24 protein-coding genes and 1 riboswitch are annotated in these 24,068 nt (G+C 39.5%); of the genes, 9 read left to right on the forward strand and 15 right to left on the reverse strand.

What is annotated here, in order from left to right:
* Window positions 1–143: 143 nt before the first annotated feature.
* Both PALI_RS02660 and yaaA read right to left on the reverse strand, forming a co-directional pair.
* Window positions 144–1,100: a mechanosensitive ion channel family protein gene (locus PALI_RS02660; protein ID WP_193154826.1), complete on the reverse strand. Its 957-nt coding sequence runs from the start codon at window positions 1,098–1,100 to the stop codon at window positions 144–146.
* Window positions 1,101–1,216: 116 nt separating this feature from the next.
* Window positions 1,217–1,996: a peroxide stress protein YaaA gene (yaaA, locus tag PALI_RS02665; protein WP_193154828.1), complete on the reverse strand. Its 780-nt coding sequence runs from the start codon at window positions 1,994–1,996 to the stop codon at window positions 1,217–1,219.
* A gap of 222 nt (window positions 1,997–2,218) precedes the next feature.
* On the opposite strand from yaaA, the gene tal reads away from it, so the two are divergent.
* Both tal and PALI_RS02675 read left to right on the forward strand, forming a co-directional pair.
* Window positions 2,219–3,169, forward strand: a complete 951-nt coding sequence (tal, locus tag PALI_RS02670) for a transaldolase (RefSeq protein WP_193154830.1) — start codon at window positions 2,219–2,221, stop codon at window positions 3,167–3,169.
* 191 nt (window positions 3,170–3,360) lie between these two features.
* Window positions 3,361–3,549, forward strand: coding sequence for a DUF3545 family protein (locus PALI_RS02675; RefSeq protein WP_002961395.1), 189 nt, complete (start codon window positions 3,361–3,363; stop codon window positions 3,547–3,549).
* Window positions 3,550–3,637: 88 nt separating this feature from the next.
* On the opposite strand, the gene ung is transcribed toward PALI_RS02675, so the two are convergent.
* The 8 genes from ung to PALI_RS02715 all read right to left on the reverse strand — a co-directional run bounded on the left by ung (window position 3,638) and on the right by PALI_RS02715 (window position 11,461).
* Window positions 3,638–4,300 (reverse strand): uracil-DNA glycosylase, encoded by a 663-nt coding sequence (gene ung, locus PALI_RS02680; protein WP_193154833.1) that lies wholly within the window; start codon window positions 4,298–4,300, stop codon window positions 3,638–3,640.
* Window positions 4,297–5,157 (reverse strand): cobalamin-binding protein, encoded by an 861-nt coding sequence (locus PALI_RS02685; RefSeq protein ID WP_193154835.1) that lies wholly within the window; start codon window positions 5,155–5,157, stop codon window positions 4,297–4,299. The genes ung and PALI_RS02685 overlap by 4 nt, the downstream gene beginning before the upstream one ends.
* Entirely contained in the window at window positions 5,157–5,756 is a 600-nt protein-coding gene (gene cobO, locus PALI_RS02690; RefSeq protein WP_193154837.1) for a cob(I)yrinic acid a,c-diamide adenosyltransferase, read from the reverse strand. Before cobO ends, PALI_RS02685 begins: the two co-directional genes overlap by 1 nt.
* Window positions 5,749–7,233, reverse strand: coding sequence for a cobyric acid synthase (locus PALI_RS02695; protein ID WP_193154839.1), 1,485 nt, complete (start codon window positions 7,231–7,233; stop codon window positions 5,749–5,751). Before PALI_RS02695 ends, cobO begins: the two co-directional genes overlap by 8 nt.
* 4 nt (window positions 7,234–7,237) lie before the next feature.
* Window positions 7,238–8,242 (reverse strand): FecCD family ABC transporter permease, encoded by a 1,005-nt coding sequence (locus tag PALI_RS02700; RefSeq protein WP_193154841.1) that lies wholly within the window; start codon window positions 8,240–8,242, stop codon window positions 7,238–7,240.
* A 1-nt stretch (window position 8,243) separates the two neighbouring features.
* A complete protein-coding gene (locus PALI_RS02705) occupies window positions 8,244–9,056 on the reverse strand; it encodes an ABC transporter ATP-binding protein (RefSeq protein WP_193154843.1) in 813 nt (270 codons plus the stop codon).
* A 247-nt stretch (window positions 9,057–9,303) separates the two neighbouring features.
* A riboswitch (cobalamin riboswitch) is annotated at window positions 9,304–9,443 on the reverse strand.
* Window positions 9,444–9,489: 46 nt separating this feature from the next.
* Complete coding sequence (locus tag PALI_RS02710) at window positions 9,490–10,422, reverse strand: porin (protein ID WP_193154845.1); 933 nt, start codon at window positions 10,420–10,422, stop codon at window positions 9,490–9,492.
* 175 nt (window positions 10,423–10,597) lie between these two features.
* A complete protein-coding gene (locus tag PALI_RS02715; protein WP_193154847.1) occupies window positions 10,598–11,461 on the reverse strand; it encodes a LysR family transcriptional regulator in 864 nt (287 codons plus the stop codon).
* Window positions 11,462–11,552: 91 nt separating this feature from the next.
* Here PALI_RS02715 and PALI_RS02720 point away from each other — a divergent pair, with 91 nt between their 5' ends.
* Window positions 11,553–11,927 carry a DUF413 domain-containing protein gene (locus tag PALI_RS02720; protein ID WP_193154849.1) on the forward strand — a complete coding sequence of 125 codons (375 nt, stop codon included), beginning with the start codon at window positions 11,553–11,555 and terminating at the stop codon, window positions 11,925–11,927.
* A gap of 86 nt (window positions 11,928–12,013) precedes the next feature.
* Window positions 12,014–13,249, forward strand: a complete 1,236-nt coding sequence (locus PALI_RS02725; RefSeq protein ID WP_193154851.1) for a response regulator — start codon at window positions 12,014–12,016, stop codon at window positions 13,247–13,249.
* Here the strand turns inward: PALI_RS02725 and rarD are convergent.
* Window positions 13,246–14,166 (reverse strand): EamA family transporter RarD, encoded by a 921-nt coding sequence (gene rarD, locus PALI_RS02730; protein WP_193154853.1) that lies wholly within the window; start codon window positions 14,164–14,166, stop codon window positions 13,246–13,248. The two genes, PALI_RS02725 and rarD, sit on opposite strands and share 4 nt — an antisense overlap.
* A 51-nt stretch (window positions 14,167–14,217) precedes the next feature.
* Window positions 14,218–14,673 carry a thioesterase family protein gene (locus tag PALI_RS02735; protein WP_193154855.1) on the reverse strand — a complete coding sequence of 152 codons (456 nt, stop codon included), beginning with the start codon at window positions 14,671–14,673 and terminating at the stop codon, window positions 14,218–14,220.
* 733 nt (window positions 14,674–15,406) lie between these two features.
* Here PALI_RS02735 and recQ point away from each other — a divergent pair.
* From recQ to PALI_RS02755, 4 genes are all read left to right on the forward strand, one after another.
* Window positions 15,407–17,230 (forward strand): DNA helicase RecQ, encoded by a 1,824-nt coding sequence (gene recQ, locus PALI_RS02740; protein WP_193154856.1) that lies wholly within the window; start codon window positions 15,407–15,409, stop codon window positions 17,228–17,230.
* 7 nt (window positions 17,231–17,237) lie between these two features.
* On the forward strand, window positions 17,238–17,522 hold the full coding sequence (locus PALI_RS02745) for a DUF3630 family protein (RefSeq protein WP_077536977.1): 285 nt from the start codon (window positions 17,238–17,240) through the stop codon (window positions 17,520–17,522).
* Window positions 17,523–17,819: 297 nt separating this feature from the next.
* A complete protein-coding gene (locus PALI_RS02750) occupies window positions 17,820–19,523 on the forward strand; it encodes a POTRA domain-containing protein (RefSeq protein ID WP_077536976.1) in 1,704 nt (567 codons plus the stop codon).
* Between the two features lie 152 nt (window positions 19,524–19,675).
* Complete coding sequence (locus tag PALI_RS02755; protein ID WP_077536975.1) at window positions 19,676–20,248, forward strand: mechanosensitive ion channel domain-containing protein; 573 nt, start codon at window positions 19,676–19,678, stop codon at window positions 20,246–20,248.
* A 60-nt stretch (window positions 20,249–20,308) separates the two neighbouring features.
* Here PALI_RS02755 and PALI_RS02760 read toward each other — a convergent pair whose 3' ends face one another.
* The 3 genes from PALI_RS02760 to PALI_RS02770 all read right to left on the reverse strand — a co-directional run bounded on the left by PALI_RS02760 (window position 20,309) and on the right by PALI_RS02770 (window position 22,754).
* On the reverse strand, window positions 20,309–21,367 hold the full coding sequence (locus PALI_RS02760) for a succinylglutamate desuccinylase/aspartoacylase family protein (protein WP_193154857.1): 1,059 nt from the start codon (window positions 21,365–21,367) through the stop codon (window positions 20,309–20,311).
* Complete coding sequence (rimK, locus tag PALI_RS02765; protein WP_077536973.1) at window positions 21,354–22,259, reverse strand: 30S ribosomal protein S6--L-glutamate ligase; 906 nt, start codon at window positions 22,257–22,259, stop codon at window positions 21,354–21,356. The genes PALI_RS02760 and rimK overlap by 14 nt, the downstream gene beginning before the upstream one ends.
* Window positions 22,260–22,331: 72 nt before the next feature.
* Window positions 22,332–22,754: an ATP-dependent zinc protease family protein gene (locus PALI_RS02770; RefSeq protein ID WP_193154858.1), complete on the reverse strand. Its 423-nt coding sequence runs from the start codon at window positions 22,752–22,754 to the stop codon at window positions 22,332–22,334.
* Window positions 22,755–23,039: 285 nt separating this feature from the next.
* Between PALI_RS02770 and PALI_RS02775 the strand changes: the two genes are divergently transcribed.
* Window positions 23,040–24,011, forward strand: a complete 972-nt coding sequence (locus PALI_RS02775) for a zinc transporter ZntB (protein ID WP_193154859.1) — start codon at window positions 23,040–23,042, stop codon at window positions 24,009–24,011.
* The last annotated feature ends 57 nt before the right edge of the window (window positions 24,012–24,068 follow it).

The raw sequence follows: 24,068 nt of genomic DNA on the forward strand, positions 1-24,068 counted from the left end.
AATAAATAATAGTTAATTTAAAATTAGCGCATTAAAAAATTAAAACAAATTAAATACCAAAAAAAGCGCGTTTTTACCATGTAAAAACGCGCTGCTTGTAAGTAACTATTTCCCAATACTTTTAGCGAATGGGTTTCACTAACTTATTCACTTTGGCTAGAGTCAGCACCGTCAACACTATCTTTATTTGATGATTGCTGATTAATTTTGTCGCTGATCATGGCATCGAGCTTTTCGCCGCCTTTAATACCAAAGTCGAGTGTGCGAATTGGAAATGGGATACTTATGTCGGCTTCATCTAGTGCTTGCTTAACAGCAACTATGCCTTTGTGGCGTACCGTCATAAAATCAGGCTCGCCAGGATATTTAATCCAAAACCATACCAATAAATTAATGCTGCTATCGCCAAAACCCTCAGCATATACGGCGGTTTCGTCTTTGCGAATAACAAAATCAAATTCATTAATTTTATCGGTAATAACTTGGGATGCTTTTTCTATATCGTCACCATATGAAATACCCACGGGCACTTCTATACGTCTTACTCCTAGGGTACTGTAATTTTTTAGCACATTTCTAAATAGCACTTTATTAGGCACAAGTATGAGCTGTCCGTGAAAGCTCTCTATGAGCGTGTTACGCAGGTTTATTGAATGCACTGAACCAAACACATCGTCTGTTTCGATCACATCACCCGTTTTGAATGGCTTGCGCACACCCATTGCTATACCGGCGATTAAGTTTTCGGTCATATCTTGAAATGCAAAACCAATGGCTAAACCAACAATACCCGCCCCCGCTAATAACGAGGTTACCGTGCCTTTTAAACCCATAAAATCGAGCGCGATAAATAAACCAACACACAGTACAATAACTTTGAATATTGACGCCATCAAATCGGCAATTTGTTTTGAGTCAAGAGATCGGCGCAACAAGTTTTTCATTAAACGGCCAGCAAAACGCGCCAACATTGAAAATACGATGGTTATAACTACAGCGACTATAAAATTAGGGATATGACTGATAACCACGTCAAACCACCCTCCGAGCTTTTCCTCTATTAGTTTTTCGGCATCGCCAATTGACGGTATACTGATCATTTTATTTGCACCTATTTAATTAGTGTTCTCATTAATACCATTTAGGTAAGCAAGTTTAGCGCCAGCATAAAAAAGCCATGCATGGCATGGCTAAAGCGATTTAATTCAAGAAGCTTTTAATTTTGTTCGTCGCGCATAAATACCGGCTCTAGCTCTTTAACTGTTGCCTCAGGGCTAAAGTAATAACCTGCTACCGTAAACTCTTTAAGTTGGCTTAACTGCGTTACTTTATTTTCGATAATGTAGCGCGCCATCATGCCACGTGCTTTTTTAGCGTAAAAACTAATTACTTTATATTGGCCATTTTTACAGTCTTTAAAGTGCGGAGTGATAATTTGTGCATTAAGCGCTTTTTTATCAACCGCTTTAAAATATTCGTTTGAAGCAAGGTTAACTAAGTATTGTGCGTCTTGCGCCTTTAATACGTCGTTTAACTTATTAGCTATTACGCCCCCCCAAAATTCGTATAGGTTTTTACCGCGTGAATTTTCAAGCTTAGTGCCCATTTCTAATCGGTAAGCTTGCATTAAATCCAGTGGTTTTAATAAACCGTATAAACCCGACAATATACGTAAGTGGCTTTGTGCGTAATCAAGCTCGCTAGCTTTAAGCGTGCTTGCATCCAAACCGCCGTATACATCGCCATTAAAGGCAAGCACGGCTTGCTTAGCATTACTTTGTGTAAACGGCTGCGCCCACTCGCTAAAGCGTGCTGCGTTAAGCCCAGAGAGCTTATCGCTAATTTTCATTAAACTGCCAATTTGCGCTGGTGTTAGTTCACGGCATACTTTCATGAGCGCTTCGCTGTGCTCTAGTAATTCAGGTTGAGTGAACTTGTCTGTTGCGGGTGGCGTTTCGTAATCAAGATTTTTTGCAGGTGAAATAACAGTGATCATAGTTAGCTATTGACTTGTAATTTATTTAATGTCAATTTCAACATTAAATGAAACGAAAAGCACGTTTTGTTTAAATAAATCCTCCCTTAATAACCCATGCATTGCCGTTTTTCTATTGATAAGGACATAAGACCTATCAAGCATTGTCACACTGTTGCAGTATGGATTAGATATATTAAGGTGTAGATTTTTCTTTTAACTTGCTTGGAATGAGGAAAGCAAATGACTTCAGCTCTACAAAGGCTAAAACAACATTCATCTATCGTAGCCGACACTGGCGATATTGAAGCGATCAAAAAGCATCAACCAGAAGATGCAACCACAAACCCGTCGCTTTTATTAAAAGCGAGCGAGATTGAAGCATATAAGTCTTACCTAGATAAAGCTTGGAGCTATGCAAAAGAAACCGAGCAAGAACCTGCTAAACAACTTGAACTAGCATGTGATTACTTTGCCGTATTGCTTGGTAAAGAAATTAGCGCCATTGTACCTGGTTATATTTCTACTGAAGTAGATGCGCGCCTTTCGTTTAATACCCAAGCTACGATTGATAAAGCACATACCCTACTGAGTCTTTACGAAAAAGAAGGCGTAAGCAAAGACAAGATTTTAATTAAAGTTGCGTCTACGTGGGAAGGTATTAAAGCCGCTGAGCAGCTAGAAAAAGAAGGCACTAAATGTAACCTTACTTTATTATTTAGCGATGCCCAAGCTCGCGCATGTGCCGATGCAAACGTATTTCTAATTTCGCCATTTGTTGGCCGTATTTTAGATTGGCATGTTGCTAACGGTATGGAAAAACCGACCGATCCGCTACAAGATCCAGGCGTTCAGTCTGTGCGTAGCATTTTTGAATTTTACAAACGCCATGACTACAAAACAGTTGTGATGGGTGCTAGTTTCCGTAACTCGGGCGAGATTATTGCTCTTACTGGTTGTGACAAGCTAACTATTAGCCCTAATCTTTTAGAAGATTTAGGCAACCTTGAAGGCGCACAGGAATACTTGCTAGAAAGCGATGTTCCACAAGAGCCAAAACCAGAGCCGCTTACAGAAGCGCAGTTCCGTTGGTTACATAACCAAGATGCTATGGCAACTGAAAAGCTAGCTGAAGGTATTCGCTCTTTTGCTGATGCACAAGAACAACTAGAAGCACGTTTTAAAGCAATGTAACTTGCGATACAAACGTACTTTAAAAAACGTCGCATTTGCGGCGTTTTTTTTGTGCCTGAAATAACTTCTATCTAGTAAAACCTTCATCAATACATCACACTTATGTAACATTATTGTCACTTTTTTATTCTATTTTAGCTAGGCCTGTGGTATAGGTATTCTTGAGGTCACAAAATCAATAGGAGAAGTTCATGGATAGCCTAAACGATATATTAGAGATACTAGAAGGTCCTGATACAACACGGAAAACCTCTCAGAAAAATAAAAAAAGAAAATGGCGTGAAATAGAAGCAATAAAAGATAAGCAACGCCTTCGTAAAGAACTACAAGAACTAGACTATTTTACAGACAGTATTGCAATTGATGAGCTCGATTTTTAATTCAATACACACCAACTAAACAAAAAGGCTTCCAGCATATGGAAGCCTTTTTTAATGTTTTTAAACCATTTGAGCTCTTTGAAAGAAATTAGATTTGCCAGTTAATTGGCTTTTCACTTTGAACTTGTAGTAACTCATTCGTTTGTGAGAAATGCTTACAGCCAAAAAAGCCTCTATGCGCCGAAAGCGGCGATGGATGCGGCCCTTTTAAAACATGATGGCGAGCGCTGTCTATACCCTTACCTTTTTTTTGTGCATGTGCACCCCATAAAATAAATACCACACCTTCGCAGTACTTATTAATATGTGCAATTACATTATCGGTAAATTGCTCCCATCCTAAATGCTTGTGAGAATGCGCTTGCCCTTGCTCAACGGTCAATACGGTATTGAGTAAAAATACGCCCTGATCTGCCCAACTTTGCAGGAACCCGTGATCTGGAATAGTAAAACCAGTAATGTCGGTAGCTAACTCTTTATACATATTTTTAAGCGACGGCGGCAGTTTTTTTACATCAGGCAATACCGAAAAACACAAACCATGCGCTTGCCCTTCACCGTGGTATGGGTCTTGCCCTAAAATGACAACGCGGATGTTATTAAGCGCTGTGGCATCAAAAGCACTAAACACTTGAGGTTCAGGCGGATAAACAGCAACACCTTCATTGCGGCGATTAGCCACATACTCTAACGTTTGTTGCATGTAAGGTTGCTGCAATTCACTTTCTAAAAATTTAGCCCAATCGCTCATTGTATACTCTTAATCTGTTTACGTGATGCGTCTATTTTATCACACATATCAGCCAGCCCATCTAGCATACGCGGCGAAAAACGATGTAATAAGTCGGCATTTACGCTAATAAATTGACCATTTTTAACGGCTGGTACTTCTGGCCATTTTTGCCAATTAACAACTGGTTGTGGCGTTTTTGATTTTTCATCAGGGATAATGATAACTTGTGGCTTGGTAACAATGACATTTTCGATACTAATTTGCGGATAATCTGTAACGCTCTGTGCAAATACATTACTTACATGGCATGTTTCTATTAGCTGGCTGATCCATGTATTTTTGCCTACTGACATCATAGGTTCTGGCCATAACTGATAAAACCCAGTTATATTTTTTTTACCTAGCTGGCTTTTAACAATCGCGTTTAGCTTTTGTTTAAATGCGTTAGCGGCTTGTTGGCTTTGCTCAATATTTCCTGTAAATTCACCAAAAGTAAGTAACTCGTCGGCAACAGCGTCGATTGTGGTTGGGTTACTCAAATATACTTTTATACCTAGGCGCTCTATTTGGGCTAAATCTTCGCTTTGATTTCCACTTTTCCACGCAATAACTAAGTCGGGTTTAAGCGCCAATACTTTTTCAAGGGAGATACCGTAATAACCCCCAATGCGCTCAATACTTTGGGCCTCAGCAGGGTAATCAGCATAATCAACTGTACCCACGATATTATCGCCCGCCCCGATGGCAAATAGGTTTTCGACTATGTGCGGTGCAAGGGCAATTATTCGCAGCTTTTTAGAATCCTCTACCTGCTCTGCAAATGTATTACTCGATACGCTAAAAAACAGTAGCCCAATAAAAAACGCTCTAAACATTAGTAATCAAACCCTTCAAGCGCTTTTATACCTGAGTCGAATGCGTGTTTTACATTACGCACTTCGCTTACTGTATCGGCAAGGTCTGTTAAAGTACGATGCGCTGCACGCCCTGTAATAATAACCGACTGCATTGGCGGGCGGTTATTCAGCGCCATTACTACTTCATCTAAATCTACATAGCCATAGGTCACCATATACGTAAGCTCATCAAGTAATACTAAATCAATACTGCTATCAGCAAGCATACGTTTTGACTCTTGCCATGTTGCCTGCGCGGCTGCAGTATCGGCTTCTTTATTTTGCGTATCCCAGGTAAAACCGGTGTTCATTACAACAAATTCAACGCCTGCTCCTTGTAATAAATTACGCTCGCCGCACTCCCAAGTACCTTTTATATATTGGCAAACGGCCGCTTTTTTACCATGTCCCACACAGCGTGCTACAACGCCAAAGCCCGAGGTTGATTTACCTTTACCGTTACCGGTAATTACCTGAAAAATACCTTTTACATCTTGTGCGGCGGCAACACGTGCATCCACTTGTTCTTTTACTTTTTGTTGGCGCTGCTTGTGCTTATCGTTGTTTTGTTCAGTCATTATTGTGCCCTTCATAAATCGAGATAATTTGCTGTATGTTTAAATGCGTTTCGCACATGGTTGCTAATCGTTCTAACTGCTGCTCACGGTGATCAACAATACTAATTGGATTAATTGAGGCGCTTGGTTTTACCCATTTTAAAATTTGCGATGTAGCATCGGCTTCATCAAACAAGCCATGTAAATAAGTGCCTGCAATGGCGTTATCATCGCTAATAAAACCATCAAACGCAAAACTATGGGGGTGACTTTCATCAAAGCTTAAAAATGGCTTATTAAGCGCTGTACCCTGGCTAATTCCTGCATGTATTTCGTAACCACTACAGGGGGTTGATTGGTTATTTAAAAGCAGTGTAGCGGTTATTTTAGTTAATACTTTTTGCGTTGCCAGCGTGGTTTCAAAGTCGCATAGGGCAAGTCCATTTACTTGTTTTAATGACGACTCAATACCATCGGGATCGTTGAGCGTATTGCCCAGCATTTGCATGCCACCACAAATACCAAGTACTTTGCCACCATAGCGTAAATGACGCTTAATTTGTGTGTCCCAACCTTCATTTTTTAAAAAGGTTAGATCACCTAGCACGTTTTTACTGCCTGGTAGAATGATCAGATCAACGTCTGGGATCGTTTGCGTGTGGCATACATAATTTATATTAATATGTGGGTGCAAACGCAGTGCATCAAAATCGGTGTGATTACTAATGTGTGGAACGAGCAACACTGCAATATTAATTGTGGCGTTAGTTACGTTATTATCAATTGCGACAGCGTCTTCTGCGTCAAGTGCTAAGCCGTGCAAATAAGGTAATACACCAAGTACGGGTTTATTTGTATAGTCTTCAAGCCAATCAAGCCCGCCTTGCAGTAAACTGATATCGCCTCTAAAGCGGTTTATAACAAAGCCTTTTACACGCGCTTTTTCTGACTCGCTTAACAACGCAAGCGTGCCCACTAAATGGGCAAACACACCCCCTTTATCAATATCGGCAATGATAATTACAGGGCAATCTACCTCTTCGGCGTACCCCATATTAGCAATGTCATTTTCACGCAGGTTTATTTCAGCAGGGCTACCTGCTCCTTCAACGAGTAGTAAATCAAAACGTTTCGCTAAGCGGTTATGTGAAGTAATTACCGCATCCATCGCCACTTTTTTATAATTATGATAAGCACCCGCTTCCATATTACTTATCGCTTTTCCGTGAATAATCACTTGTGCGCCAGTGTCGCTATTAGGCTTAAGTAATATAGGGTTAAAGTCGATTTCGGGCTCCACCTTTGCAGCTATTGCTTGTAGTGCTTGGGCGCGGCCAATTTCGCCGCCATCTTTAGTTACGGCGCTATTGAGTGCCATATTTTGAGGTTTAAAGGGCGCAACATTTATCCCTCGCTTGGCAAACACTCTACAAAGCGCTGCAACTAAGGTACTTTTACCTGCGTCTGATGTAGTGCCTTGCACCATTAAGGTTTTCATGGAGTTACACCTTTGATTTTCTAAAAAATAACAAACTTAAAAAGAACACGCTACCAATAGCAGCAGTAATAACACCGACGGGTAACTCTTGGTTTTTTAGTAATGAACGCGAAAGTACATCAACCCACACCATAAATGTACCACCCACCAAGCTGGTTACCAGTAATCCAGTTATGGAGCCTTGAGATATAAAAAAGCGCACAATATGTGGCACCATTAACCCTACAAATCCTATGCCGCCGCACATAGCCACCAGCACAGCGGTAATTAGCGAACTTAAAACCAGCATGAGGATTCTAAAGCGCTGCACTCTTACGCCTAATGTAATTGCACTTTCATCGCCAAGTAGCATGGCATTGAGTTGCCTTCTAAAACTCAGCATTAAAAATGTACATAATGCGATTACCAATAAAGGCAACCAAAGCGTAGCCCACTGCGCACGCGCAAAGCTGCCCAGCGTCCAAAATAAAATAGCGGCTACCGCCTGAGGATCGCTCCAATAAAGCAATAAGCTGGTAAACGCGCTAAATAAAAACGACAGAGCAACGCCTGCTAATAACATTGATTCTACCTGTGCACTTTGTTGCCTACCTGCAATAAGTATTAATAAACTCATAGCGAGTAAACTACCTAACAATGCCGCTGCCGATAACATAAAACCGGCGCTAATGCCGGATAGCGCCATAAGTAACACCACCCCAAAAGAGGCACCCGACGATATCCCAAATAAGTAAGGATCGGCTAACGGATTGCGCGTTACCGTTTGTAAAATAAGCCCCGCAATGGCTAAACCAGAGCCGGCTAAAAAGGCGAGTAATGTACGTGGCATTCTTAGCTCGTAAATAATACGCGTATTAAAAGAGGCATCATTTGAGAGCAAAAAACTATTAAGTACATCTTGCAATGAGATCTCTGCTGCGCCAAAACTAAGTGCTGCAAATAAGCTAAATAAAGCAGCTGCAGCACTTATAAATAGCGCAAATGAGTGGCGAGTATCAACAGCGCTCATATTATTCATAACCGTAAAAATAAGTGATATGAGGGATGCTACTTCCAGATTGCGATAGCTGTGGGTGGTTATTTACTTGAGCGCAGACACCAAAAACCTCACCGAGCATATTTTCGGTTAATACCTCTGTAGGCGTGCCTGAATGCGTAATTTCACCGTTTTTAATAACCACTAGTTCATCGCACATTGCAGAAGCTAAATTGAGATCATGAAACGATGCAAATACCGTAACACCCAACGATTTAGCCAGCTCCATTACCTGTATTTGATATTTAACATCCAAATGGCTGGTAGGCTCGTCCATTATTAACAATTGAGGTTGCTGGACTATGGCGCGGGCAATAAGCGCCCTTTGCTTTTCACCACCTGAAAGTGATTCAAAGCTTTGATCACTATGATCTGCCAACCCTACGGTGTTAATAGCTTGGATGATTTTTTGTTTATCAATGTTAGTTATTGAGCTAAATAGCGATTTATGAGGCGTTAGCCCAAGCGTAATAACGTCAAATACGCTTAAGTTAAATTGCGACGGGGTTTCTTGTAAAACAACCGCTACTTTTTTTGCGTACTCATCACTTTTTAGCTGCCAAATATCGGTGTTGTTAAATTCTATAACACCTTCAGTTGGTTTATTAAAACGATATAAACAACGCAATAAGCTCGATTTTCCTGCGCCATTGGGACCAATCAAACCAACAAATTTACCTGTGGTTATTTTAAGGTTTATTTTTTTAAGGATCGTTTTATTACCAATATCCCATGATACGTTTTTAACGTTTAGTAATGGTGTATTTAATGGCGTTTGAGTGTGCAATAGTCAGTCCTAGACGGGGTTAAACTCACTAAAAATGCGATAAAAATACTAATGCACTACAAGAAAAAATGAGTAAACCCGCTCGTTAAAAGAATTCGTACCAATTGCACTAAATTAGTGATTTATTATAGCGACAAAGAAATAGCACAATAACAAGGTAAAAATTATGACATATACTTGTTCTATATGAATAATTTTTAACGCAGTGAGTAAGTTACTTAATTTGCTAGAAAGATCATGTTTTTAATAAAATTGGTATTATACCATTTGTATCTGACTTAAAGCTTTGCGCTAATTACAGTTGCGGGAACAGTCGAGGTCTCTCACCTCATTCCAAATGAATGTCTATTATGGGCGGCTAAGTAAATAATTTAAAGCAAAAAAAACCGCACTTAAAAGAGTGCGGTTAAAAAGGGAGTGTTTTAACTAATCGTTAAAACTTGTATTCCATACCCAAGCCTAGGTAATCTTGGTCAACATTGTTGTCCATATCGAAGCTTGAGTAAAAACCAAATACTTTAATGTTTTTATTTAATTTGTGATCAATGCCCACTGAAATTGCTGACTTATCATTACTGTCGTCAAAATCCATAGCTTGATATTGCACTTTAAAAGTATTGCTACCCATGCTGTAAGCCGCATTTACTAAATAACCATCAGCTTCTGCGCTACCGTCTACTTTTTCTTGTGTTTGGTACATTGCGCCCAATTTAAAGCCTTCAATTTTACCTTGAATTGACGCACGTACTACATCGTAGCCATTTACTTCACTATCAGCCGCAATAGATGCATATACTGCACTCTTTTTAAGTGCAACATCACCGTAAGTAACAGCCATTGAATAACCATTATCTGCATCCACGTCATCTTCGGCAATAAAAGTAGCAAGTACTTTAAAACCTTCGTATGAGTTTGATGAATAGCTAACTGAATCACCTAAACGATTTTCACCTTTAAATACATTTTTAATATCGCCTTCAAGGTCATTAAATAAATCTAACTTACCTTGAGATTGTTTAAGTGCAGTATCATTACGTCCAATTACAACTTGACCGAACGCACCTTTTAAGCCAACGTATTGGTTACGCGCAGAAATGTTATCGTCATTATCGCCTTTTGAATCAGCATCAGACACATCTACTTGAAATTCAAACTTATAAACAGCTTCTAAGCCGTCATTTATTTTTTCAGAACCCTTTAAGCCAAAACGAGATGCATTACTTTTAATCTCAGTAAAAGACCCTTCACCATCATCAGATGACTGTACCGTTACGTTCGCTTTACCGTACACGTCGACATCCGCGATTGCATTAAAAGATAAACCACTTAATAGTGCTAAGCATAAGCTCGATTTTACAAATTTCATGTTATTTCCTTGGATAATCACAAAAGACTAATTTTTTAAAACAGCTGCATTTTGTCACCGCTAAATGACACTAATATTACAATGGAAATATTAATGTCTTTTTTAATTAATAAAAATGCATTAAATATGAAACCAAAACAACATGAAAATCAAATAAACGACCGCACCTACTTACCTATTTTAACGACAGGCTTGGCGTCATTTGCGTTAACAAGCTAACTAAGGTTTCTATTAACTCTTTCTGTTCGTTATCTCTATGATAGGCAATAAATACATCCCTTGACGTATTTTCTACATCTTTTACATGAAATAACTCACCAGTTTCTAAATGCCCTTCTACTAATACTTTAGGTATAAATGCACTACCGCCACATTGCAATATTAAATCAAGTGCAATACGCCCTGTGCTAGTTCTAAAGTAAGGCGGTGTTTTACCAGTGAATTGACGAGCATGCCAAAGTGAGAAAGTAGTCCCCCAATCAACATACACATATTGGTTGTCAAAAAAGTTCTCGTTAGTTGCAGTATCGTACCCACTCACGGGAATGATTGGCAGTTCACAAATACGCTCAACAACAAGCTCATCTACTTTAGGGGGATCAAATAAAATAGCTAAATCGAGCGTACGCTCTAGCAATAAACGAGTACTTTCTTGTTGTGCTTTAACTTCAGCGACCAACGACACGCCCGGCATGGCCGATACAATGTTAGTAATACCGAATTGTAAGAATGCATCCCAAATATTAGGCGTTCCAGCTAAGCTAATTTGTTTGTGCATGTTATCAGCAAGTGCAACATCAACTTTAGCACGTTGCATACCCGTAATAATCATTTGCGCATGCGGCAATAAACGCTCACCCGGTGCTGTGAGTTGAATATTATTACGCTGGCGTATAAATAAATTAACACCAAGCCCTTGCTCTAATTGACGAATTCTAAAACTTACTGCAGACTGCGTAATGTAAAGGTTTTCGGCCGCTTTACCGAAGTGGCGTGTGCGCACGACTTCAACAAATGTTTTTAATAAATCGATATCCAATTTTTTATCCTCACGATAAAAATAATTTGTTTAATAAATTGCCAAACTTGCATCATACTCCAGCTAATTAATAGGGTATGAGGATAAAGCTATGAGCAATAACATTTCATTACTACGCCAAGCATTTGTTAGCCAACGTCAATTTTATGATGATCAGAATTTTCCACGAGGCTTTAGCCGCAGCGGAAACTTCACCTTATTAGAAGCCAGTATCTTAGAGCAACACGGCGTTATTTTAAAAGGTTTATACAGCAAGACAATTGAACCGCAAAATGAACACCAAAAACAGTTTTTAGCCGTGGTAACTGGCTCACAAGAACCAACCAATCCAGTCGAGCGCACTTGGGTTAAATACTTAAAGCTAACGACTTGTAAAACTAAATTCCATACATTATTTGGTCGCTCAAAAATATCAAACCCAGTGCCTATTAGCCAAGACTATTACTCTGAATCTGATAGCCTGTAAGTACCTAAGTTATTTGCTTTTTTGCGTTTTAGCAGTTACAACTTATATAAGCAAATAATTTTGCAAAATATAAACAAGGTTGTTACGTGACGCGAAAATTACTGATAGTTGAAGATACGCCAACAATCGCGCGAGTGCAAAAGCACATCGCGCTTAAGGCTGGGTATGAGGTTGATATAGCAGAATCATTGGCACAGACAAAAGAACTTATAAGTAAGAATAACTACTTTTGTGCTGTTGTCGATTATATTTTACCCGACGCCCCGTCAGGTGAAGCAGTACCCTGTACTGTACAGGCCGAAATTCCTACAATTGTTATGACGGGTAATATCGACAAAAAAACCCGTGAAACAGTAGAAAAATACCCAATAATTGATTACATCATTAAAGAGAATAAACAAGCTTATCAGTATCTCGAAAAACAATTATTAAGACTCCCTCGAAACGAAGATATAAAAGTGCTAGTTGTTGATGACTCTGCACCTACACGACATTATATTTGTAGCCTACTGACACGTCATAAATACCAAACATTACAAGCTGAAGATGGAAAAGAAGCACTTGCCATGCTTGAGGCAGCCCCTGATATCTCTGTTATTATTACTGATAATGAAATGCCAAATATGAATGGTGATGAGTTATGTACCGAAATACGCCGTTTATATAACAATGATGAGAAAGCAATAATTGGTATCTCAGGCGCTGATTCATCTGATTTATCGACGCTGTTTTTAAAAAATGGCGCAAATGATTACTTACATAAACCTTTCAATAGTGAAGAGTTTTATTGCAGGCTTAGCCAAAACGTCGATATGTTAACGCTTATAGCAACCATAAAAAAGCAAGCTAATACTGACTACCTTACTAAATTACCTAACCGTCGTTACTTTTTTGAAGAGGCAAGAAAGTCCCTTAAAAAAATTGAACTTGATGAAGGCAATGGCGCATTAGCGATGCTGGATATTGATCACTTTAAAGCAATCAACGATACCTATGGCCATGATATTGGCGACGAAGTGTTAAAAGGTTTATCTATTTGTTTTAGCAAATACTTTAAAAAGTATTTAGTGGCACGCTTGGGTGGCGAAGAGTTTGCTGTTTATTTTGCCGATACCGATAAGCAAGAAGCGCTTAAAAGATTAGAAGGCTTTAGGTATTTTATCGAAACAAACAGCCAAGAGTTTAGCAAAGCTAAAATTAAGTTTACGCTCTCTATTGGCTTTTCAATTGGACCTGTTTATCAAATCGATGAATTATTAAAACAGGCCGACTTAAAACTATACGACGCCAAAGAGTCTGGACGAAATAGAGTGGTTAGCTAAACCACTTCTGCGGCTGTAATAGCCGCTTTTTTTCGTTTGCGTGACTGATGATATGAATCCCAACTAAAAATAGCTAACGCGCTCCAAATACATGCAAATGTAATTAATCTTTCAGCGTCAAATACTTCACCATAAAACACTACAGCTAAAATAAACATGAGGCTTGGCCCAATATACTGGAAAAAGCCCAAGGTAGTATATTGCAAGCGTTTTGCTGCGCCGGTAAAGCAAAGTAGCGGCAGTGTTGTTACTATACCTGCACTAATAAGTAATACACTAGTGTACCAATCGTTTGCAGATAAGTTTGATGTAGCAGAAGGTGCCATTAACCACCAGTAAATGAGGGCGACTGGTAGCAAAATAATTGCTTCTAGCAATATGCCAGGTAGGGCTTCAACCGGTAGTTTTTTACGTAACAAACCATAAAGTGCAAACGATATCGCCAACGAAAAAGCCACCACAGGAAACGAGCCAAAACTAATTAATTGCAATAACACCCCCGTAAACGCAAGCGCTACAGCAACACCTTGAAATTTACGCAGGCGCTCACCTAAAAAAAGCATACCCAACAGAACATTTAAAAGAGGATTAATGTAATAGCCTAAACTTGCATCAAGCATGTGGTTGTTATTTATAGCCCATATAAATAGCCCCCAATTAAACCCAAGTAATGCGGAAGTAATAACAAGCATAAACAAAAGCTTAGGTTGCACAACAATGCGCTTAACTTTATCCCAATATCTTAAAACGCTCACTACTAATACTAAAAATGCAACCGACCAAACAACTCGATGCATTAAAATTTCAAACGCAGAAACATGCTGAAGCAACTTAAAATATATTGGCGCAAGACCCCACATAAAAAAAGCAAGACAAGCAAAAATAGCACCTTTACGCTGTTCAGTATCAATCGACATAATAAACACTTAGTGATTTAAAAGGTCGCTAGTCTACTTGCCATTGCTGTTTTATCCAACTAAATACGTGCCTGTACCAAAAGCGATTTGAATCGCTTGTTCATTATGTAATTCCATACGACATACACACACCTTGTTACCAGAACGAATAAGTGTGGCGCTCGCAGTAAATACCTCCCCCTTACCTGGGCGTAAATAATCGGTGCGCATATCGATGGTGCCAAGCGTTGCTAATTTTTGTTGCACGCTTTGTATATCAAAATCAGTGAGCTTATCAATTACACTGGCGGCAGCGAGCATCCCTCCAACGTTATCGAGCACAGCAGAGATAACACCACCGTGTAATATTTTTTGGGCTGGGTTGCCGATTAATACATCCTGCCAAGGAAATGTAATTTTGGCCTGCTCTGGGCTTAATGATTCAATCGAGATTTTTAAAAATTGATTGAACGGCATCGCGTTTACAAACAATGCCCCTACTTGTTCAATTAACATTTCTTTATTCATTATTATTCTCTATGCTTAAACTGGTACGATGAGTAAAGCATAACTTAAGCAAAACTACGAGGCTCTCGTTAAGTCATTTTAAATAAGCCTGATATTAAAAAGCTATTTCAACACTAGGGCGTGTTGATCTTTGGTGGGTGAATTTGCAGCAGTATGTTTGGTTTTTAGGCAAGGCAGAGCCTATGTAGTGTGGTATTCCCCATAAATAGGCGATAACGCAGCATAAATACCAAACATGCGCTGCCCTTTGGGTTCTTTCTAGGGACGATTAACTCTTTGTTGCTCGGTTTTTACTTAGCCCGCTAGGTTACAAACTTCGCGCCGCGATTTAATCGCCCCTAGATTGAACAAATTTCAATCCACAAAGATCAACACGCCCTAGGGGCTGTTGATCTTTCAAGGTTAAATTTACAGCAGTCTGTTTGGTATTTAGGCAAGGCAGAGCCTATGTAGTGTGGTTATTCCCCATAAATGGGCGATAACGTAGCATTAATGACAAACAGGCGCTGCCCAAAGGGTTCTTCCTAGGGGCTATTTACTCTTTGTTGCTCGGTTTTTACTTAGCCCACTAGGTTACAAACCTCGCGCCGCGATTAAATAGCCCCTAGTCTGAACAAATTTCAATCCACAAAGATCAACAGACCCTAGCAGAGTTAAATTTACTTACAATAGGGGTAAGGTTAAGTAATTCAGCTAAAGACATCTCACTAAAAAACCACTAAAATACCCGCCAATGAATACATCAACACTATCTTCAAGCACACTAGTGCGCAAACCTGAAACTGTCCTCAAACAAGTGTTTGGCTACAGCGAATTTCGTGACGGTCAAAAAGCAGTTATCGATGCGGCTCTAAATGGGCAAGATTCGCTTGTATTACTGCCTACTGGCGGTGGTAAATCGGTATGTTATCAAATTCCGGCTTTAGTGCTTGAAGGCGTAACCATTGTTATATCTCCGCTCATATCACTAATGCAAGATCAGGTCACTCAACTACAAGCACTTGGTGTAAAAGCTGCGTACGTTAATAACAGCTTAGCACGTGAAGAGCAGCAGTTGGTGTATCAACAACTTCATCAGGGGTTAATTAAACTCTTATACGTAGCACCTGAAAAAGTATTGCAGCGCGATTTTTTAGAGCGTTTATCACATTTAAATGTAAGTTTGTTTGCTATAGATGAAGCCCATTGTGTATCACATTGGGGCCACGATTTCAGACCACACTACTTTCGTTTAAACGAACTAAAACAGCGTTTTGCACATGTACCCATGATGGCGCTCACTGCCACAGCAGATAAAGCCACCCGTTTCGATATTGTTGCACAATTAAAGTTACAACAGCCGTATATTCACACTGGCAGCTTTGATCGCCCTAATATTCGTTACACCATAGAAGAAAAATTTAAACCTATGGTGCAACTGCTGCGCTACTTAAAAGAACAAAAAAGCCAAAGCGGAATTATTTATTGCACTAGCCGAAAACGTGTAGATGATATTGCTGAAAAGCTGGCCGATGCAGGGCTAAATGCCGCCGCCTATCACGCTGGTATGAGTAACGAGCAACGCCAATTTGTACAAACTGGCTTTGCCCGTGACGATATTCAAATTGTGGTGGCAACCGTTGCCTTTGGTATGGGTATTAATAAACCTAACGTACGTTTTGTGTTGCATTACGATATTCCAAAAAGTATAGAGTCGTATTATCAAGAGACTGGACGTGCTGGGCGAGATGGCCTTGCTGCAGAGGCTATTATGTACTTTGATCCGGCCGACATTGGCCGTGTTAGGCGTTTTTTTGAAGATATAGACGACGAACAACGTCGTCGCGTAGAAGAGCAGCGCTTCAATGCAATGGCAAGTTTTGCTGAAGCACAAACATGTCGTCGCCAGATTTTGCTCAATTACTTTAGTGAATACCAACGCGAACCTTGTGGTAACTGCGATATTTGCTTAAATCCGCCAAAAAGCTTTGATGGTACCTTGGTAGCCCAACAAGCCCTATCCTGTGTATATAGAGCCGATCAACGCTTTGGTCTTGGTTACATTGTTGAACTACTGCGCGGCGCAAATACTAGCCGTATACGCGATAACAACCATCACGAGCTAAGTACCTATGGCATAGGTAAGGATAAAAGCAGTGAGTTTTGGCTCAGTATTTTACGTCAGCTAATTCATCAAGGCTTGCTTAGCCAAGATATAACGCAAGGTGCATCACTTCGTTTAACAGAAGCAGCTCGCGCTATTTTAAAAAGCGAATATGCACTGCAACTCGCTGAGCCTCGCCTGCAAGCTAAGCACGTTTACCAAGATAAACTCGCACAGTTTAACTACGATAAAAAACTGTTCGCCCGTTTAAGAGCGTTGCGTAAAGAGCTTGCTGATGCCGATGATGTTCCACCTTATGTTGTATTTAACGATAAAACATTAGCCGAAATGGCGCAGCTTATGCCTACAAACGATAGCGAATTTTTGAAGGTGTCGGGGGTTGGATTTACCAAATTAAATAAATACGGCGGTGCCTTTTTAACTGCAATTCGACATTATTTAGCTACCCAATAAGAGTGTTATGACCAAAATAGAATACAACCACATTCATAAGTGTATTACCATACACCCACAAGAGGCCCCTCATGATGAGGACTTTGAAATATGGGGTTCTTTGTTTTTACATTCTGATGAAATAACAATTAATGAATACTCTGCTGGAGCGGATCGTCACCAAATTAGGTTTACTTATCAGCTGCAAACTTTTAATTTAAATTTTGAACATTACAGCGAGAGCACGTGGATCAATGGCGAAGGTTTCGATGCCGAACACTTACTTGCTGCCCTTACTTTTTATTTAAGTTAAGAAGCTGCTTATGGTTTGCCCTCGTTGTCTAAATCACCGCGTCGGCATTATTTCATAAACGTATATTGGTATAAAATCGAGTAAGTTTTTTATACCCTACTTACTCCGTTAAAAATACGTTTTAGTAAATAATCCCATCGCCGCTACGAAGTTCAACCTAGAACTAACTTATAAACACTCCCCTAATAATTGACTATATTTTATTTCTTTACTCAATACTTTTAACTTACATTTTTATAACAATGATGTAAGCTGATATCACGGTAGTCATTTGCTACGAAACAATAAAGAGTTTAAATGGTTAATAAAAAGCGGATAGCACATTATTATATTAGCTTAAGTATTTTAAGCTTTTTTATTCCCAACGCATTAGCGCAAACTAATGCTGATAGCGGCTGCCCAATTGAAAAATTAAAAAACTCTGATGATAACAATTTACGTCGTCAGCTAAACGATAATACAATCCTTATTGCAGCCAAGCCCGGCGCAAAGATTGCAACCATTTCGCTTAAGCAACTCAATGTATTTAATACTGAATTAGAAGCTGAAAATAATGCACTGTTTCGCTTTGCAAACCGCGCTCATATACAAACAGAGCCTGAGGTAATTACAAACTTATTGCTATTTACTGAAGGCGATAAATACGATGCTAAAAAACTGGCTGAATCAGAACGTCTTCTTAGAAAAGAAGGCTATTTGTATGACGCTCAAATCAGCGCAACTGAAAACTGCGATGGCGACATTAATGTAAACGTAGTGACCCGTGATTTATGGACTTTATTACCCGAAGTAAATTTTAGCCGTAGTGGTGGTGAAAATAAATCGAGTATAGGTTTTAGAGAATCAAACCTGTTTGGTTGGGGTAAACGTTTGTCGTTTTCGCGTACCACAGACAGTGACCGCAATGGTTATTTATTTGTGTATGATGATCCTAACATTTTTTCTAGCCGATACCGTGGCCGATTAGAATATGCCGATAATAGTGATGGAAAACGTCATTTGCTCGAACTAACCTACCCGTTTTATGCGATAGATACACCTTTTAGTTATGGTATTTTAAGTTACTCTGAGCAGCGCGAAGAGTCGCTATATCGAAGAGGGGAAGAGTTTAGTGAATTTGATCAAACAACCGATTTAAATAGCGCATACATAGGCCATTCTAAAACACTAAATAATAATTGGACCCAGCGCATAAGCTTAGGCTACGTAGATGAGCAGCATACATTTAAAGCAATAGACACAACCTTTGCGCCGTTAGCAAAAAACAGAAGCTTAAGTTACCCTTACATCAGCGGTCATTGGTTTGAAGATAACTTTATAAAAGTGCGCAACTTCGACAGTATCTATCGTACTGAAGATTTAAACCTAGGCTGGAATGTTAAAGCTTTACTTGGTTATTCAGATGAGTCACTGAGCGATGATGACAGCCGCGCTGTCTATTCTTTTAGTTTCAAAAAAGCACACTTTACTGGCGATAATACGCTATGGCGTTTTAATACCGATATTGAAGGTTATTGGAATAAAGAAGATAAACAACTCGAAAACTTTAAAGCCACCAGCCAAATTCAATATTATTTAAATACCAGTATTGATGAGTCTTGGTATATAAAAGGACGCTTGCAGTATGCAAAAAACCTCACTGCTGATCAGCAACTTACTTTAGGCGGTGAAACTGGACTGCGCGGTTATCCAATGGATTATCAACACGGTGATCGTAGCTTTTTATTCAGCTTAGAAAAGCGTTATTACTGGGAATACGATCTGCTTCAGCTATTTAAAGTCGGTGGTGCTGGATTTCTCGATATAGGGCGAGCATGGTTTAACGGTAAAAATAATGGCGAAAATAATCACGTGCTAAAAAATGTAGGCGTGGGTCTACGCCTTGCGCCAAGCAGAGCCAATGCAGGCACCATGATCCACATTGATGTAGCAGCTCCCCTTGACAGTGACGGCGATGCAGACTCAGTACAATGGTTAGTCAATGTAAAAAAATCGTTTTAGATAGCCAAAAAATCGGCATAAGTATTAGCAATTTAACGAATTAAATCACCCTATATTTAAGTTGATAGTTACACGAAATAACTATTTCGTTGCATACTAAGACGTTAAACTATCTACTTAATTAATGCTTATAATTGATTTGAGAGCGTATTTTGGAACCGTTAGAAATTTTAGAGTTATTTGGCACGCAATATAAGCTCATTGTAACCTTAATAGCCTTATTGCTTTTTCCTGTGTTATTAAAGCTGACAAAAAAATTACTCGAAAAGGCAATTAAGGGTAAAGTCGATATACATCGTAAATACCGTGCAGAACTCCTGTTAAAAATTATACTTGCCATTGTAATGCTCTGTTTAGTACTAGTGTTTTGGGGTATTGAGTTGCGTGGCTTACTTGTTCTTGGCTCTTCATTGTTTGCTATGCTAGGTGTGGCGCTTTTTGCTGCATGGTCGTTATTAAGTAATCTTACTGCATTTTTGTTAATGTTTATTCAAAACGATTGTCGCGTTGGCTATTGGGTGCGAATTATTGATGGTGCTAATCATGTGGAAGGCCGGATTGTAGAAATGGGCTTAATGAACGTTGTACTGGAGCACATTGACGGGCACCGTGTTATTTATCCTAATAACCTTTTTGTAACTCGTCCCGTACTGGTTTTAAATAAACAACCCAAACCAACAAAAACACCTGTTATAAAACGTATTATTGGCCCTAAAAAACCCTAAATTAAAACCTGCACATACAAAAAAGCCGCTTTAGTCGTCACTAAAACGGCTTTTTATAAATTAATTATTTAGCTCAGCTGTTTTTAGCTCGTCATCTAAATCATTGATTTCGTCTATGAAGCTCTCTAACTGCTGCTCTACTAAACTATTATCACTAGCAAAATAAGCAAGATGAAATACTGCATCCCCCTCATTTACCAATGGCATCGTTTGCTGACCAATAACAATACCGCCTTTAGGCGCTAAAAGCTCAAGCTCTGAATCACCTAATGGGTTACTAATATAAGCAAGTACCTGACCCTTGACTACACGTTCACCTAACGACACTTGTGCACGTACAATGCCATCAACTTCAGCGCGTATCCAACTAGTCGAGCCAGCAATAATAGGATCTGGTAATTTTTTAGGACGCTTGCCACGGATCATTTTTAAATGACGCATAACATAATCAACACCCTGCACACCGGCTGCAATAGCAATAGGGTCAAAGCGCAGTGCCTCACCCGCTTCATAAGTTATAACAGGTATACCTAAGTTTGCAGCTTCACTACGCAATGAACCATTTCGTAATGAGGCATCAATAACCGCTGGCGTGCCAAAGGCCTTAGCCATATCGGCAGTTGCTTGATCTGCTAAATTAGCGCGAATTTGCGGTAAGTTAGTTCGGTGAATAGCCCCCGTATGTAAGTCAATAATATGCGTGCAATGCACGGCTACTTTATTAAAAAACATATACGCCATTCGCCCAGCAAGCGAGCCTCGCTCAGAACCAGGAAAACTACGGTTCATATCGCGTCTGTCTGGTAAGTAACGCGACTTGTGAATAAAACCAAACACATTAACAATGGGCACAGCTATCAACGTGCCACGTAGCTGACTAGGATCTATTTTAGCAAGTAACTGGCGCACAACTTCAACGCCATTTAATTCATCGCCATGAATAGCAGCACAGACCATTAGCACAGGCCCTTCCATCACACCGTTAACCACCTCGATTGGAATATTAAGAGGTGAATGGGTGTAAAGTTTAGCTGCCTCCAAGGCAAGTGTTTTACGCTCACCTACGCCAATGCTTTCACCTAATAAAGTGAAAGGGCGGTTAATTTTAACCTTTGCCACGTGTTGCCGTTCCTTTACTTGAAGCATTTTTTTCGATGAAGTCAATCACCATGCCCGCAATATCTTTACCTGTCGCTATTTCAATACCTTCAAGACCTGGTGATGAGTTTACTTCCATCACAAGTGGACCACGCGACGAACGAAGTAAATCGACACCTGCTACGTTTAAGCCCATTGACTTAGCTGCAGCAACTGCTGTTTTGCGCTCTTCTGGAGTAATGCGAACTAATGTAGCACTACCACCACGGTGAAGGTTTGAACGGAACTCACCTTCTTGTGCTTGGCGTTTCATTGCTGCAATAACTTTGTCACCTAAAACGAAACAGCGAATATCTGCACCACCCGCTTCTTTAATGTATTCTTGCACCATAATATTGGCTTTTAAGCCCATGAATGCTTCAATAACACTTTCTGCCGCTTTACGCGTTTCCGCAAGAACAACGCCGATACCTTGAGTGCCCTCAAGTAATTTTATAACTACTGGTGCGCCCCCCACCATTTCAAGTAAGTCTTTTACATCATCTGGCTTACTAGCAAAACCTGTCACTGGCATACCCACACCCTTGCGTGACAAAAGCTGCAGAGAACGTAATTTATCGCGTGAACGGGAAATAGCCACAGATTCATTTACAGGGTACACGCCCATCATTTCAAACTGACGTAAGACAGAGCAGCCATAAAAAGTCACAGATGCACCAATACGTGGAACTATTGCATCAAAATCTTTTAGATTTTCACCACGGTAGTGAATTTCTGGCTGCTCTGAGTTTATGTTCATATAACAACGTAATGCATCGATCACTTTAACTTCGTGCCCGCGTGCTTCTGCCGCTTCAATTAAACGGCGTGTTGAATATAATTTTTTGTTACGAGATAAAATACCAATTTTCATAGTTAAAACCTTAACTAAGTTGTATAGCATTAACTTTTCAGATTTTTATTACCAATCTAAAAACTCAATACTTTATAATAAATGAGATAAAGCTGGGTCAACGACTATGCGATTTTCCATGGCTGTACGCCCTAATAACATTCTAAACTTCATTGTTGAACGCTTCGTCAATGTAATTTCTATCGGCCAACTATCGTTGCCTGCATGCAATGTTGTCTCTATAAAATAACGCAGTTCTCGCTGTCCACCTGAGCTAGTTACATATTTCTTTTTTTTAACTTTTACATTGCAGGTAACTTGCGTTTGCTCATCTTCTTGCAATGGTTGGGCTGTAAATTTAACCCATTTTTCTCCGTTAACTTCATATTCTTTAATATTAATTGCATGAATACATGAAGTACGGGCGCCGGTATCAATTTTAGCTTTTATTCGATCGATGCCAAGCTCTGGTAAACTTAGCCACTCACGCCAACCAACTGTTATCTTTGCTGTCATAAATGTGCCCTTATTAAAAAAGTGACTTATACGCTACAGGCCAAAAAACACCAACGAAATAAATTTATCTAGTCGATAAAACAATTTGATTGTTCTTTATTAGCAACTAGTTTAACAATACACACCCCACCTAAGAATTAAAAAACAGTAAAAACCTTTATGTGTATTTACTGCAAAATTTTAAGTAACAGCGATAACTTATCTAAAAATATAGCTAACTTATATTACTTAAGTGGGTACACTATAGTTAACAGTATTAAAAATACACTATTATGAGAAATTAATATGATTAATGGCTTACTCCATGCCCTTGTGCTTGACGAAAAAGGTGGCGCTCGCGCTATAGAAAACAGCGATGAGCTGCATAACTGGAAGCCAGAACAAGGAAAGTTATGGGTACATATGGATTACAGTCAAAAGGAAGTTGTTAACTGGCTTAAAAACTGTGAGTTTTTAACTGATTATGAACTTGAATCGTTAACCGCAGATGAGACACGCCCCCGAATTACATCTGCAACTAACGGTCATATGCTATTTTTGCGTGGCATTAATTTAAACCCAGCACAAAGCCCAGAAGACATGGTGTCAATTCGTCTTTTTATTAACCAAGATATTGTGATCACCACACGTAAACGCCGCTTATTGTCAATACAAGACATTCTCACGACATTTCACACTAATACAGGCCCATGTAATATTTCTGAGCTAGTATGTTCTATTACACAAAAACTAACCTCTCGCATGCAAAGCGTTATCGACTCACTAGATGAAACACTCGACGAGTTTGAAGAAGAAATAGATGAGCCAAGTAAAAAGTTTGATAACCAAGGCCTATCACAATTACGTCGTCAAGCAATTGCCTTGAAACGTTATTTAAAACCGCAAAAAGAAGCCCTTAGTTCAATGGTCAATAATCACTACCCGTGGCTGTTAGATGACGATAAAGCAAAACTAAATGAGACTACAAACTTACTAATTCGCTACCTTGAGGAACTAGACAGCTCCATTGAACGGGCGCAAATCATTCAGCAAACAATCACCAACCAAGTCTCTGAGCAGTTAAACCAACGAATGTATGTGATGTCGGTGGTGGCCGCATTATTTTTACCTTTGGGCTTTTTAACCGGTCTTTTAGGTGTAAACGTAGGAGGAATACCGGGTACAGAGAGCCCCTATGCATTTACGCTATTTGTGGTGTTTTTAGTGGTCTTAACAGCGAGTATTGGTGTGTATTTCAAAAATAAAAAATGGCTATAATATCGATAAATTAAAAAAGGCGAGCATTTCACAATGCTCGCCTTTTTTCATACGGTG

It is taken from the genome of Pseudoalteromonas aliena SW19 (assembly GCF_014905615.1).
Classification (GTDB): Bacteria; Pseudomonadota; Gammaproteobacteria; order Enterobacterales; family Alteromonadaceae; genus Pseudoalteromonas; species Pseudoalteromonas aliena.